Raw genomic sequence first — 14,597 nt, forward strand, 5'->3', positions numbered from 1 at the left:
ATCATGTATCAAACCTCTTATTTTCAGATGCTCTAAAATAAAAATTATCGCGATTAAACGGTATCGCCGTCACGTATTTTATCCATACTCTTATGTGGTGGAGTCGCTTAAAATTAAGGTTTGATCTAAAAATATAACGCCCTCCCTTATTGACTATTTTCCAATACTATCCTGCTATACGCTGATTCTGAACTCATCTGGTTCCGAATGCCACTAAAAGCTCTAACTACTAAAAACAGAAGAATGCTAAAAGACTTTCGTTAGACAAACAATCGTTCATCAGGTCTAGAAAATAGCTGTTTTTTTAGTCGCTATAATGAACTCAGCAGCAAAAAATGCAGTCATTCCGGCTCAAGTTAAAAACCCATAAAAAGACATATCAATGAAACTCTCAAAAATACTCATGCTGAATTTCAAACTCTCTAATGGCAATATTTACCGTACCGTGGATTTTGCTAATCCTCGCGCATGGGATAATGCCCCCAACTGAACGCTTCTTTAGAAGCTTTAAGACAGAATGGATACCAAGAGATGGTTATGAGAATATCGATGAGGCATCAACCGCCATTACTGACTATATTTGGGACTATTATCAAACCGTGAGACCGCATACTTTCAACAATTATCTAACACCAGCTGAAAAAGAGAAACGCTACTTTAATAAAAATCTCTTATCAGGTGTCCTAAATTAGTTGACCACTACATCGGCTATGCTATCAATAAGTGCATGACTGCTGACTTAGTTGGCAAAGCACTAAATATGGCAGTTAAAAACAAACGACCAAACCCAGGATTGATTGTTCTTTCAGACAGAGGCAGTCAGTACTGTAGCCATGCGTATCACAAGATCATCAAACAGCATCAGTTCATAGGCTCAATGAGCGGTAAGGGAAATTGTTATGATAATGCGCCAATAGAGAGTTTCTGGGGCGCATTAAAGAATGAGCTGATATATCATCACGACTATAAAACAAGATTTACAGCCATAAACGAGATCATTATCTATATTGAGCTGTACTACAACCAAACGAGGATTCAAAAGGGCCTGGGTTATAAGTCGCCTAGACAGGTGTGGTTTGACTTTTATCGTCAGGCTGCGTAACTAAAACCTCCCAAGTTTATCTCTACGGTTTCTTCGGCGTAGCCCATTCTGCTGCAAGAGACAAATAGCGCTCAAGACTTCTTCTTAAAAAAGACTCATGTAGGTAAGATAGTTTTAGACGTTGCTCAAGACTAGTAACACCGTCATGACAAAGGTAACAGCTCAAACCAGCCTAATAACCCTAATAAATGTGGTCTGAACCAGCTAACAAAAATATCACTCCGTCGCCCACTCTGGCACCAAATAGCATCAAAATCCATTAAATAAATCTTCGGCGACAATTTCATCAGATAATCCATTCTGACCAACATACTTGCTAGGCTTTGCTCAGCGAGTATCCTTTTCTATGAGTTCTTCCGTACCATGCCCTATAGCATGTATTCTTTTTTACACATATCATTGCGCCACTTTAAACAAGGTCTTTATAGTGCATATCGGTAACAAAAACACCATTATGGTGCAACTGTTGGCGTCATAAATACCAATAAAGAACAGTATTGGTGCAATTTCATGACTTTTAAGCTTGGCATAAATATTGAAGCATTATTAACAGTCAGAAACGGTTCGTTAACTTAACCTACCTCTCTGTTACTTTAATTTTTCGGAGAAATTTATGTCTTTACTACCAAGTTTTGCCACCGCCACCACTGCTAACAAAGGTACTCATACCAATTCTAAATTCTCATCACGCTTCTCAGTATTGGCAGTAGCTGTTGTAGGCAGCTTAAGCCTTATTGGTTGCCAAAAACCTGCGGAAACAGCAGAGACTGAAGAAACAGCAGAAACGACAACTACTCCTGCAGCAGATGGTGAAACGATCAAGGTAGGTGTTCTGCATTCTTTGTCAGGCACGATGGCGATTTCTGAAACATCACTGAAAGACACTGCTCTTATGACCATCGAAGAAATTAACGCTAATGGTGGTGTGTTAGGTAAACAGTTAGAGCCAATCGTGGTAGATCCGGCTTCTGATTGGCCTCTATTCGCTGAAAAAGCACGTCAGCTTTTAACCCAAGACGAAGTAGATGTCATGTTTGGTGGTTGGACTTCAGTATCACGCAAATCAGTCTTGCCAGTGGTTGAAGAATTAAATGGCTTGATGTTTTACCCTGTACAGTACGAAGGTCAAGAACAATCAGAAAACATCTTTTACACTGGTGCAGCGCCTAACCAGCAAGCTATCCCAGCACTTGAATACTTAATGAGCCCAGAAGGTGGTAGTGCTGAACGCTTTGTATTACTAGGCACTGACTATGTCTATCCTCGTACAACCAACCAGATTTTACGTGCTTTCTTAGAATCTAAAGGCATCGCTGAAGAAGACATCATGGAAGAATATACTCCATTTGGCTTCAGCAACTATCAGACTATCGTTGGCAACATTAAGAGCTTCGCCACTGGTAAAAATACAGCAGTCATCTCTACGATTAACGGTGACTCAAACGTGCCATTCTATCGCGAGCTTGCCAACCAAGGCATTGAAGCTTCTGATATCCCAGTCATGGCATTCTCAGTCGGTGAAGAAGAACTTCGTGGTATCGATACCAGCTTATTAGAAGGGCATTTGGCGGCATGGAACTACTTTATGTCGGTTAAAAACCCGACCAATAGCGACTTTACCGCAAAGTATAAACAGTTTGCACAGGACAACAACCTACCAAATGCTGACAAAGTCGTGACTAACGATCCTATGGAAGCCACTTATGTCGGTATCAATATGTGGAAACAAGCGGTTGAAGACGCTGGCACCACTGATGTCGATCAAGTACGTATCAGCATGGCAGGACAAACTTTCGACGCTCCATCAGGCTACACACTCAAAATGGACGAAGAAAACCATCATTTATGGAAGCCTGTCATGATCGGTCAAATCCGTGCCGATGGTCAGTTTGATGTGATCAATAAAACGCCAGAAGTCATTCGTGCTGAGCCATGGAGTCAGTACATTCCTGAATAATTATTCAGTAGCTTACCGTTATCCACTCGCAGTAATAAAAGTGAACCGGTCTCCACGACCGTTCACTTTTTTACAAAAAACACCCCTACATATCGGTTCTAACCACCTAAGAACACTCAGATAATTGTATTTTCATCACTGTTTTATCCATTGCCTTTCATAGGTTGTGCATCATTGCAGGGGTTGTCGACTTAAAATAACTTTGGAGCCGTATAAGATGCTACTCCCACTATCACCCACAGAAGCGAGAAATCCAGCGTTCAGAACTGGTCGTGATATCAGTACGACTGTGCTGGCGTTAGCTCATACAGATACTTATAAACAAGGGTTAATGAAACGTCTTATGAACCTTTGTTTATGGGTGCCCGTTTTATTCGTCCTATTACTAAGTACACTATCTTTGGTACCCACACATGCCCATGCGCAAAGTCAAACTACAGACATTGCAGATAACATCGCGGATAACGTGGATACCGTAGATAGCATGGATAGCACAGTTTCTAAAGTTTCTGTGGCCGACTCATCAACTGTCACTGATTCAACTGTAGTGGCTACCGCCAATCCGTCAGGCGATGCCATTGAGCAGTTTGTGGCGGCAGACTTTCAAAATCGCCAAGCGATGCTCAATAGCTGGCCTGGTTCACTTGAAAGTCTAGACACTTTGGTTGAGCTCATTGGTAACGATGAGTTATATCAGGGCAATGCAGGGCAAACATATCTGCTCAATAGCGAAGACCAACTGTTTTCGTACCCAGATGAACAGGAGCTAACAGATTGGCCAAGTGACTTATCACAAGTCACATTGACCAATACATTACGCTCAGCACTTACTTTCGGTCAAGCAAAAGCCAAGCTTGAGTCAGACGACAAAACGATGCGCTTGCAAGCTGTAGACATCCTATCTGACAACATTGATCAGGTAGACCCTGCAGCTATCTCCGCTGCCAGCGCCCAAGAAAGCGACGACCAGGTGAAAGAAGCACTAGCAGTTTTACAAGCTCGTATTGATTTTCGAGATGGTGATCTCCCCACTCAGATTGCAGCAGTGGACTTACTAGCCGATAGTGACAGCCCTCAAGTTTTGGTTGACTTACGAACTGCACTAGCAGCAGAAAATCTAGACCCAGCGCTAAAAAGCTCTCTAGAACAGGCTGAAAGCGACGTTGCTAGCCGTATCAAAACCAGCACTTGGATCGGGCATTTATTTACCGGTATGAGTACTGCCAGTATCTTATTACTCGCAGCTCTCGGTCTTGCGATCACTTTTGGTTTGCTTGGTGTCATCAATATGGCGCATGGTGAGCTGATTATGATTGGCGCTTATGTCACCTACGTGGTTCAAAACCTATTTCAGTCTTATTTTCCTACGATGACAGGTTGGTATTTACTCGCCGCTATACCTGCTGCCTTTTTGGTCAGCGCCATTATAGGCATGATCATTGAGCGAATTGTCATTCGACCCTTGTATGGCCGTGAGCTAGAAACATTACTGGCTACCTTTGGTGTCAGCCTCATCCTCATGCAGTTAGTACGCATGACCTTTGGCGCACAAAACGTAGAAGTCAGTAATGTCGCATGGTTAAGTGGTGCATATCAAGTATCAGCAAGCTTGTCACTGCCGTACAACCGTATTGCCATTATCGGATTTACCGTGGTGGTGTTGGGACTCCTGATTTATTTACTTAACAAAACCCGCTTTGGCTTGTTTGTGCGTGCTGTAACGCAAAACCGTCAAATGGCTCGCTCAGTTGGTATTCCGTCTGCTCGCATTGACATGTTTGCCTTCGGTCTTGGTTCTGGCTTAGCAGGGCTTGCTGGCTGTGCACTCGCCCAAGTCGGTAACGTCGGACCTGATCTCGGTCAGAGTTATATTATTGATGCGTTCTTAGTCGTCGTGGTTGGCGGTGTCGGACAAGTATGGGGCGCTGTATTGGCATCCTTAGGTCTTGGTGTCAGTGGTACGGTGCTTGAAATTGGCATTGGTGCTGTTTTGGCTAAGATTGTGTTATTGGTTCTTGTGATTCTGTTTATCCAGAAACGTCCGCAAGGTTTATTCGCCCTCAAAGGCCGTTTTGTGGATTAAGGAGAATTTCATGCGTATATCTCAACTCTTATCTGACTCCCCACGTAGTTCTATTTTGATTGGATTGTGCTTTTTAGTACTTCTTATACTACCGTGGTTGCACCTATTACCAGAAACCTCAACTTTTCATCTGTCTTCCTATTGGGTCACCTTGATAGGTAAAATCATGGCGCTTGCCATGGTTGCTCTAGCGTTAGATTTAGTATGGGGCTATGCCGGTATTTTAAGCTTAGGTCACGGTCTCTACTTTGCCTTAGGCGGTTACGCCTTTGGTATGTACCTAACTCGCGAAACAGCAGGTGACGGACTACCCGACTTCATGCGTTTCTTGAGCTGGACTGAGATGCCGTGGTACTGGGCAGGCACACAGAATTTTTGGTGGGCCATGGCATTGGTTGTATTAGTGCCAGGATTGGTCGCATTTATATTTGGTTTCTTGGCTTTTCGCTCAAAAATCAAAGGGGTGTATTTTTCAATTATTACCCAAGCCATGACCTATGCTGCGGCCTTGCTGTTTTTCCGCAACGAAACGGGATTCGGTGGCAACAACGGATTCACAGGTTTTACCACACTGCTTGGTTATGACATCACTGCTTCTTCAACCAGAGCCATGTTGTGTTTCACTACCGCTTTGGCGCTGTTACTATCATATTTAGGGCTACGCTATCTGATGAACCAGCCGTATGGTCGGGTGCTTGGTGCCATACGCGATAATGAAAATCGCTTGCAGTATTTGGGTTATCGCACGCTTTGGTACAAGCTTTCTGCTTGGGTATTGTCTGCCGTGATTGCCGGTCTCGCTGGGGCTCTATATGTCCCGCAAGTTGGTATCATCAATCCAGGTGAGATGAACCCCGTCAACTCTATCGAGATGGCTGTATGGGTCGCTGCTGGCGGACGAGGATCACTCATTGGTGCTATCGTCGGTGCTGGCACAGTCAACGCTATCAAAACGTACTTCACTGTGGCTTATCCTGAATTTTGGTTGCTGATCTTAGGTGGACTATTCGTGGTCGTCACTTTATTCCTACCAAACGGTATCATTGGTGTGCTAGATCGCTTTAAGAAGGAAAAAGAATAATGACAAAACAACCTAATGACTCTGCTCATCGAGAGCCCTCTAAAGGCGTGTCTGCTAAACCCACTACCACTTTGGCTGAAGATTATGGTGACAGTGCTGGTTTAGCGCGCCCTGTGCCAAAATCAGTCCAAGATATGAGGGACGGTATCGCCCTTTATTTGGAAGAAGTCAGTGTGTGGTTTGACTCGTTTCGAGCGCTTAATGACTTGTCGCTATATATTGAAACGGGTGAGTTGCGTTGTATCATTGGTCCTAATGGTGCAGGCAAAACCACCTTGATGGATGTCATCACCGGCAAAACTCGCCCGACAGAAGGTAGTGCATTTTTTGGTCAAACGCATGATTTATCAGCGTTATCTACTGAAGAGATCGCAGAAGCAGGTATTGGACGTAAATTTCAAAAACCTACTGTCTTTGAAAATTTCACTGTCCTTGATAACTTAATGCTTGCAGCCCCCGAAGACAAACGTGTCTCAAAAAGCTGGTTCACTAAAGCCAATGCCGATATTAAGGATACGCTCGACTCAACACTAGAGCAGATACGTTTGAAAGACATGATTAACAAGCCAGCAGGGCTACTATCTCATGGTCAAAAGCAGTGGTTAGAAATCGGTATGCTACTGATGCAACGACCAAAAATTATCTTGCTAGATGAGCCAGTAGCAGGCATGACAGACGCCGAAACTGAACATACCGCTGAGCTATGTCTGCGCCTTAAGAAAGATCACACCTTAGTTGTGGTCGAACACGACATGACCTTTATCGATGCCATCAGTGAGAAGGTGACTGTTTTGGCAAATGGCGCCATTCTGGCAGAAGGCACCCTGTCAGAAGTACAAAACGATGAAGCCGTTATTGAGACATATCTCGGTCGATAACGTCCGATAAAGGCTAGCAAATGCATAAATAAGCTGTCTACAAGATCGTAGCTCGATACGTTCTCACAAGAACTGAGAACCTTGCAACAAGCAGGCTAATAATTAAAAGTAAAGGTATCTATATGTTAGAAGTCAATGGCATAAATCAATATTATGGTGGCAGTCACATCTTACGGGATGTCACCCTCGCTGCCCCTGTAGGCGAATGTAGCGTGGTGTTGGGTCGTAATGGCGTGGGGAAAACCACCTTGCTAAAATGCTTGATGGGTATCCTACCCATTAAGTCAGGTGAAATTTTATTAAACGGTAAAGATATTAGTAAGATGACGCCTGAACAGCGCGTCCGTACAGGGCTAGCCTATGTCCCACAAGGGCGTGATATCTTCTCTACTCTGACCGTTGAAGAAAACATCCTAATCGGTATGGCCAAGTTCTCACAACGTAAAGCGAGCAAAGTGCCCAAGCACTTGTATGATATATTTCCCGTACTAGATGAGATGAAACATCGCCGCGGTGGTGACTTGTCTGGTGGCCAGCAACAGCAGCTCGCCATTGCAAGAGCACTCGCCTCTGAGCCCTCAGTACTGATTTTGGATGAGCCAACGGAAGGTATCCAGCCCTCCATTATCAAAGACATTGGTAGAGTCATTCGTAGTCTTGCTGATAAAGGTGATATGTCAATCGTTTTGGTAGAGCAGTTTTATGAGTTTGCCGAAGAGCTTGCTGATAACTATACCGTGCTGTCTCGTGGACAAGTGGTGGCTCAAGGCGCTGGCAGTGACATGGCTGAAAACAATATTCAAGAGTTAGTGGCTATTTAAGAGCGCTATAACAACAGCGCTATATTTTTATGGTCTATTTCGCTATGATAGCCAAGGCGAGTGCTTGAAGAAAGTGGTGATAAATATAGGGAATCGGCTATAACCCACTCATTCTTCCAGCACAAACCACACAAACACTTGATTATCACAACTGGTCGCCGTAATTAATAGACACAACTAATAGCCACAAAGCGCTCAAGACAGTCCGTAAAGATTTGTACTATTTACTAACCGCCTTGGCAATACACCGCACAGTCTCAGGAAGATTTTATTTTGACTTGGCAATCCTCTCTACAACTCCATTTTGATAGTGCCGCTCATACGGCAAAAACGCGGCTGTATCATCGTGCTCATACCGGTGCACTCGTGGTACAACGGCCACTATACCCCGAACCCGACCAGCAAGCAGGTATTTGCCATATCTATGTTTTGTATCCTCCGGCTGGTATCGCTGATGATGATCGCTTAACACTAGACTTCAAACTGCAATCCAATAGCCATGCAGTAATCACCACACCCGGCGCCGGTAAATGGTATGGTCAACGTGAGTCACGACGCCCTATAACCTCTAGCGATTCATCAGCAGCCACCGACCTAAGTCAAGAAGTAAACGATAACATCAGCGCAGAACAGCATATCGACGCTCATATTGATGATGATGCCATCCTTGAGTGGCTACCCCAAGAAAGCATTTATTACGATCACTCTGTCTCTACCGCCAATAATCGTTTTTATTTGGCCAAAACAGCCAGTCTTATCACTTGGGATATCGCTGTCTTTGGACGCCAAGCCTATCAAGAAACTTTTGCCAACGGTCATTATACCAACCATCTAGAAGTACGCCGTGACGGAGAGTTACTGGTCAGTGATCACACCTCTCAGCCAGCAAATAGCCGCTGGTTTGTCTCACCGCTAGGGCTAGATAATCAACACATACATGGCACATTATGGGCAATACCGAGTGCTGACGTGATTGATCCTGACCTGCAAAACAACCCGCTACAGCTTGGACAGTTCTTAGACAAAACCCTTACTGAGATACGTAGTGTTGTCGACAGTCAAAAGCTACCCATACAATGCACGCATAACTACCAAGGTATCAATTGTCGATACTTAGGTACAGATGTGCGTGCCTGTTTCGAAGCTTTCTATCAAGTGCGTGAGCTAATCAGAGAAAGATGGTTTAAGATTGAACCACATCGACCGCGAATCTGGGATACCTAACTCCAGCTAAAGCTCAATGAGCTTTTAATGACTTTATAAAGTAAGAAAAATAAACACTAAGGATGCGCCATGCAATTAAGTCCCACAGAAAAAGACAAACTGATGCTATTCACTGCAGGTATGGTAGCCGAACGTCGTAAAGAGCGAGGCGTCAAGCTAAACTACCCTGAGTCCATCGCCTATATCAGTATGCAGCTGATGGAAGGTGCTCGTGAAGGCAAAACCGTGGCGCAACTCATGAGTGAAGGTGCCACCTACCTCACTGCTGATGATGTCATGGAAGGTATTGCTGATATGATTCACGATGTGCAAGTTGAGGCGACATTCCCTGACGGTACCAAGCTTGTGACTGTGCACAACCCTATCGTATAACTGGTTAGGGTTGCTTTGTTGAATAGCTTGGAACAGCTTACATACCGAGCAAAACATACCCTCTGTCAGCGCTATTCTATCAGTACTAAGTCGGTACCATGGTCGAATAATCAAACATGCCCAATGAAGGATAATAAAAATGACGATGAAACCAGGTGAAACTAACATTAAAGCAGGTGACATGGCCTTAAATGCTGGTCGCTGTGTTCAAACAGTGGCAGTCATAAATACAGGGGACCGCCCTATCCAAATCGGCTCTCACTATCACTTCTTTGAAGTAAACGAGGCATTGAGCTTTGATAGAGAGTCGACACGTGGCTACCGCCTTAATATTATCTCTGGCACTGCCGTCCGTTTTGAACCGGGTCAACAGCGTGATGTCGAATTGGTTGCCATTGCAGGTAAACAGCATATTTACGGTTTTGCAGACAAGGTCATGGGCGCTGTTGACGTAAAACCTACCAAAAAAACGTCACAGAAGCGTGTTGACAGACGTATCCATGCTGAGCATTTTGGTCCCACGACAGGCGATAAGGTACGATTATCAGATACCAATTTATGGCTTGAAGTAGAGTACGACTTGACCAGTCAAACGAATACTTCCGCGGACGATGGTACAGTAGACTCTGACGGCAGCTGTGTTGGTGAAGAGATTAAGTTTGGTGGTGGTAAGGTCATCCGTGATGGTATGGGGCAATCGCAACTGCTCGGTGACCAAGTTGCCGACACAGTCATCACCAATGCCTTGATTGTCGACTATACTGGTATTTATAAGGCAGATGTCGCTATTAAAGACGGTCGCATCAGCGCAATAGGCAAAGCAGGCAATCCTGATATTCAGCCCAATGTTACACTGCCTATCGGTGCAGGTACAGAGATCATCGCTGGCGAAGGTAAAATCTTGACGGCAGGTGGTATCGATAGCCACATTCACTTTATTGCCCCCCAGCAGTGTGAAACAGCGTTGATGTCCGGCGTTACGACGATGCTCGGCGGTGGCACAGGACCTGCCGAAGGTACACTAGCCACCACTTGTACGCCAGGCGCTTACCATATTCAAAGCATGCTAAAAGCGGTTGACTCCATCCCTATCAATATTGGTCTATTAGGTAAAGGCAATGTGAGTTTACCTGACCCTATTAAAGAGCAAATTGCAGCAGGCGCTGTAGGGCTCAAACTTCATGAAGACTGGGGCTCCACGCCCAAAGCCATTGATAACTGTTTAACGGTGGCAGAAGAGTACGATGTGCAAGTGGCGATTCATTCTGATACGCTAAACGAAAGTGGCTATTTAGAGAGTACGCTAGGCGCCTTTAAAGACCGCTGTATTCATACCTTCCATACCGAGGGTGCGGGTGGTGGTCATGCACCGGATATTTTAAAAGCCATCGGCGAACCCAACGTCTTACCCTCGTCCACCAACCCTACTCGCCCATTTACGATCAATACCATTGATGAGCATCTCGATATGCTGATGGTTTGCCATCATCTCAGTCCATCTATCGCTGAAGATGTTGCCTTTGCAGAAAGCCGTATTCGTAAAGAAACCATCGCTGCCGAAGACATTTTGCACGACATCGGTGCCATTTCTATGATGAGTAGTGACTCTCAAGCGATGGGTCGAGTCGGCGAAGTGATCATCCGTACTTGGCAAACGGCTGACAAAATGAAAGCGCAACGTGGGCACTTGGCTCCTGATGCCTCTGCTAAAACAGAACAGTCTACAGACAGTATCGCGTTGGGTCAGACTGACGCTGATAGTGGTAACGATAACTTTCGTGTTAAACGCTATATTGCAAAGTACACCATCAACCCTGCTATCACACACGGTATCAATGACGAAGTTGGCTCAGTAGAAGTGGGTAAATGGGCAGATCTGATTTTATGGTCACCTGCGTTCTTTGGCGTGAAACCCGACCGTATCATCAAAGGTGGCTTGATAGCGGCATCTCCTATGGGCGACCCCAATGCCTCCATCGCAACCCCGCAGCCCGTGCATTACCGTGCTATGTTTGGCAGCTTTCCTAAGACGGTGGCGCAAACCTGTATCACCTTTATGTCAGGCGACTCTATACAAAAAGAAGTGGACAAGGCGTTGAGGCTAGAAAAAGTCATCAAACCAGTACATAACATTCGCCAAGTACGCAAACAGGACATGAAATTCAACAGCTACTGTCCTGATATGCAGGTCAACCCAGAAACCTATGAAGTGTATGCTGATGGCGAGCTACTGACCTGTGAACCCGCAGAACACTTACCGATGGCACAGCGTTACTTTTTATTCTAAAGTCAAAAACTTATAAAAATAAGCAGATATAGAAGCAACAAACCCCAAAAGAAAGATGACGCTCACCCAAGTATCGTGCATCATATTTTCCATCACCTACATAGTACAGCTTATGTATAGTCGGTTCATTTTAAAAACGATACAACGGGACTGATACATACTTTTTGCAGCCTCTGTCAGCGTGAGCACAGCAAGCAAAAAAACTTGTATTAGTCCTGCGTTAATAAATTACGTCTCCTTTTTATTTGGGATTCACTATATTTTAATTCACTGTACTTTAACTTTGTGTTTAAACTTTAAAGAGCCATAGATATTGTTATGAAAATTTATACTCAACGCCTAGAAAAATCAGACCTGAGCACAGAACAACAAACCACTATCGAACAGCAAAAACAAGCAAAAAACCATTTATGTTTGGACTTTGACACCCGTCAGCGTAGCCGATTTAAAGCCAAAACCGAGAGCAATGAAACCCTTGGGGTTGATTTGCCCCGTACAGCAACGCTAAAAAGTGGCTGCGTACTAGCAAATAGCCAAGGAGACTTGATTCAGATTATGGCTGCCAAGCAAACCTTGGTTGAAGTCACTGCTGATAATGGCTTTGATCTTATGAAAGGGGCTTACCATTTGGGTAATCGCCATGTGCCGTTGATGATCACCCCTAATGCACTGTACTTCGAGCCAGACCATGTTTTGGAGGCGATGTTGAGTCAGCTTGGACTACAGACCCAAGCCGTACAAGCGCCCTTTGAGCCAGAAACTGGTGCTTATAAAGGCAGTGAAGGCGGACACGCTCATTCACATCACCATGCATCTGGTCACTCACACAGCCACTCAAATAGTCATTCCCATGATTCGTCGCATGCAAGTCACTCACACTCACATAGCCACAGCAGCAGCTCCCATGATTGAGGTGAACGACCATAATGACAAAGAGGTAACTGGCCGTCTACTAATGCTGGCGTCGAGTAACCTACCTATTGGCAGCTATACCTACTCACAAGGTGTAGAGCCCGCTATTGAGTCAGGGCTTATTCATGATGAAAGCAGCTGTCTGACATTTATGAGTGATTATCTGGAGCTGGCATTATGTCGTTATGAATTACCGTTATTAGCATTGATGATTGAAGCCCTTGATATTGAAGACTTAGCACTTGCTGACGCTTTAGGGGCAGATTATCATGCCAGTCGCGAAACCAAAGAGTTTGTTTATGAATCAAACCAACTCACGCTCTCGTTGTCTTCATGGTTAGATGAAGTGCTTGAGCTCAATGTCCCAGACAGTTTGCTTATTCATGGATTCTTGCCACTATTTGCCCAAATCAGCTCACACTGGCAATTGCAACCAGCGCAAGCAGTGACGACCTATGCTTTTGGTCAAATAGAAAACATGGTGCTGGCCGCTGTTAAAACGGTTCCGCTTGGACAAATGGCAGGACAACGAATAATTTGGCAACTGCAGCAGTTGTTGAGCAAACAGGTGCACGCATTGGCGGCCAAAGTCAAGGACAGTTTCCTGCAAATTCAGTCTATGCCGATAGAGGCTGATACGACACAAGCTGACACCGTACGAGCCAGCACCACTGAAACTGACACCATTAATGAAAGCACCGCTAAGCTCAATCTGCTTTTTGCAAAGCTAAACATATCAGCCAGCTTACCGAATTTAGCGATACTGTCATGCCAGCACGAAAGGCAGTACAGCCGATTATTCCGCTCTTAAGCCCTCAATAATTAACACTTAAAAACAAAACGCTAACTATCATAAAGTTAAGTAAGGAAAAATATTTATGGCACTTACCCCAAAAACTGAAAGCAAGACACCAGACACAACGCTATCTCCACTACGTCTAGGTATTGGCGGTCCTGTTGGTTCAGGCAAAACAGCATTGACGCTTCGGTTGTGTCAACAAATGCGTGACAGTGTCAACATGGCTGTAGTCACCAATGACATTTATACCAAGGAAGATTCAGAGTTTTTGACCCGCAATGAAGCGATGCCAGCTGAGCGTATTCGCGGCGTTGAAACAGGTGGTTGCCCGCACACAGCCATTCGTGAAGATGCATCAATCAACCTATCTGCTATCGCCGAATTACAGAATCAGTTTGACGGGCTTGAGCTCATCATCATTGAATCTGGTGGTGATAATTTAGCAGCCACTTTTAGTCCAGAGCTGTCTGATTTAACCTTATACGTCATCGATGTTTCAGCAGGAGATAAAATCCCTCGCAAAGGCGGACCTGGCATTATGAAGTCGGACTTGCTCATCATCAACAAAACCGATCTTGCTCCTTTGGTAGGCGCGTCACTTGAGGTCATGGATCGCGATGCAAAGAAAATGCGTGGGGATAAACCTGTGGTCTTTACCAATATGAAAACCGGCGAAGGTGTAGATGATATTGTTGCCTTTATCAAAGACAAAGGAATGATCGGTGCAGCGTAAAACACTGATTCTACTGCAATAAAAACCTGATGACATTCTACTGGCTTTAGCCACAGCAAGCAATCAAGAAAGTTCTGCATCAGCAGCACGTGTTGTATCAACACTACTTTCCACCGACTATAGAGTGTGTCCTCGATGCAATCGATTTAAAACATAATGAGTTTATTGATAAATATTTGAATGCATAAGAAAAGCCTTGCAGCATCTGCGTTGCAAGGCTTTTCTTATAAGTATAGTTTTACTTTTAATCAGGCATCCCAAATCAGATAGATTTAGCGACTATTAATTTAGAATAACCCCAGTTCGGGATAAGGGCTCAAAAAAAAGATAAAAAAAGAAGTCCGAAGT

General features: G+C 44.5%; 11 protein-coding genes and 2 pseudogenes. All 13 read left to right on the top strand.

Annotated features, from left to right (window positions below; all coding sequences use genetic code 11):
- Window positions 1-482: 482 nt before the first annotated feature.
- Window positions 483-692: pseudogene (locus L0J61_RS03530) on the top strand (integrase core domain-containing protein); the annotation flags it as partial.
- An 11-nt stretch (window positions 693-703) separates the two neighbouring features.
- Window positions 704-1,102: pseudogene (locus L0J61_RS03535) on the top strand (DDE-type integrase/transposase/recombinase); the annotation flags it as partial.
- A 613-nt stretch (window positions 1,103-1,715) separates the two neighbouring features.
- Window positions 1,716-3,059, top strand: a complete 1,344-nt coding sequence (gene urtA / locus L0J61_RS03540) for an urea ABC transporter substrate-binding protein (protein ID WP_301464938.1) — start codon at window positions 1,716-1,718, stop codon at window positions 3,057-3,059.
- Window positions 3,060-3,543: 484 nt separating this feature from the next.
- Window positions 3,544-5,142 carry an urea ABC transporter permease subunit UrtB gene (urtB, locus tag L0J61_RS03545; protein ID WP_301464948.1) on the top strand — a complete coding sequence of 533 codons (1,599 nt, stop codon included), beginning with the start codon at window positions 3,544-3,546 and terminating at the stop codon, window positions 5,140-5,142.
- A gap of 10 nt (window positions 5,143-5,152) precedes the next feature.
- Entirely contained in the window at window positions 5,153-6,223 is a 1,071-nt protein-coding gene (gene urtC / locus L0J61_RS03550) for an urea ABC transporter permease subunit UrtC (protein ID WP_301464939.1), read from the top strand.
- Window positions 6,223-7,101 (top strand): urea ABC transporter ATP-binding protein UrtD, encoded by an 879-nt coding sequence (gene urtD, locus L0J61_RS03555; RefSeq protein WP_301464940.1) that lies wholly within the window; start codon window positions 6,223-6,225, stop codon window positions 7,099-7,101. The genes urtC and urtD overlap by 1 nt, the downstream gene beginning before the upstream one ends.
- A gap of 122 nt (window positions 7,102-7,223) precedes the next feature.
- Window positions 7,224-7,922, top strand: a complete 699-nt coding sequence (gene urtE, locus L0J61_RS03560) for an urea ABC transporter ATP-binding subunit UrtE (protein ID WP_301464941.1) — start codon at window positions 7,224-7,226, stop codon at window positions 7,920-7,922.
- A 273-nt stretch (window positions 7,923-8,195) separates the two neighbouring features.
- Window positions 8,196-9,146 (top strand): urease accessory protein UreD, encoded by a 951-nt coding sequence (locus L0J61_RS03565; protein ID WP_301464942.1) that lies wholly within the window; start codon window positions 8,196-8,198, stop codon window positions 9,144-9,146.
- Window positions 9,147-9,215: 69 nt separating this feature from the next.
- Window positions 9,216-9,518, top strand: coding sequence for an urease subunit gamma (ureA, locus tag L0J61_RS03570; RefSeq protein ID WP_301464943.1), 303 nt, complete (start codon window positions 9,216-9,218; stop codon window positions 9,516-9,518).
- A 139-nt stretch (window positions 9,519-9,657) separates the two neighbouring features.
- The gene (gene ureC / locus L0J61_RS03575) at window positions 9,658-11,805 is read left to right on the top strand and encodes an urease subunit alpha (RefSeq protein ID WP_301464944.1); all 2,148 of its coding nucleotides are present in this window, start codon (window positions 9,658-9,660) and stop codon (window positions 11,803-11,805) included.
- 318 nt (window positions 11,806-12,123) lie between these two features.
- Window positions 12,124-12,717, top strand: coding sequence for an urease accessory protein UreE (gene ureE / locus L0J61_RS03580; protein WP_301464945.1), 594 nt, complete (start codon window positions 12,124-12,126; stop codon window positions 12,715-12,717).
- A complete protein-coding gene (locus L0J61_RS03585; protein ID WP_301464946.1) occupies window positions 12,710-13,528 on the top strand; it encodes an urease accessory protein UreF in 819 nt (272 codons plus the stop codon). The genes ureE and L0J61_RS03585 overlap by 8 nt, the downstream gene beginning before the upstream one ends.
- Before the next feature lie 67 nt (window positions 13,529-13,595).
- A complete protein-coding gene (gene ureG, locus L0J61_RS03590) occupies window positions 13,596-14,249 on the top strand; it encodes an urease accessory protein UreG (RefSeq protein ID WP_301464947.1) in 654 nt (217 codons plus the stop codon).
- Window positions 14,250-14,597 lie beyond the last annotated feature (348 nt).

It is taken from the genome of Psychrobacter sp. (assembly GCF_030457785.1).
In the GTDB taxonomy this organism is placed as follows: domain Bacteria; phylum Pseudomonadota; class Gammaproteobacteria; order Pseudomonadales; family Moraxellaceae; genus Psychrobacter.

Excerpts from the sequence above, each read along its gene's own strand:
- L0J61_RS03585 (WP_301464946.1), top strand. The coding sequence starts at position 12,710 with ATGATTGAGGTGAACGACCATAATGACAAAGAGGTAACTGGCCGTCTA.
- ureC (WP_301464944.1), top strand. The coding sequence starts at position 9,658 with ATGACGATGAAACCAGGTGAAACTAACATTAAAGCAGGTGACATGGCC.
- ureA (WP_301464943.1), top strand. The coding sequence starts at position 9,216 with ATGCAATTAAGTCCCACAGAAAAAGACAAACTGATGCTATTCACTGCA.
- urtD (WP_301464940.1), top strand. The coding sequence starts at position 6,223 with ATGACAAAACAACCTAATGACTCTGCTCATCGAGAGCCCTCTAAAGGC.
- urtC (WP_301464939.1), top strand. The coding sequence starts at position 5,153 with ATGCGTATATCTCAACTCTTATCTGACTCCCCACGTAGTTCTATTTTG.
- ureG (WP_301464947.1), top strand. The coding sequence starts at position 13,596 with ATGGCACTTACCCCAAAAACTGAAAGCAAGACACCAGACACAACGCTA.
- urtB (WP_301464948.1), top strand. The coding sequence starts at position 3,544 with ATGGATAGCACAGTTTCTAAAGTTTCTGTGGCCGACTCATCAACTGTC.
- urtA (WP_301464938.1), top strand. The coding sequence starts at position 1,716 with ATGTCTTTACTACCAAGTTTTGCCACCGCCACCACTGCTAACAAAGGT.
- ureE (WP_301464945.1), top strand. The coding sequence starts at position 12,124 with ATGAAAATTTATACTCAACGCCTAGAAAAATCAGACCTGAGCACAGAA.
- urtE (WP_301464941.1), top strand. The coding sequence starts at position 7,224 with ATGTTAGAAGTCAATGGCATAAATCAATATTATGGTGGCAGTCACATC.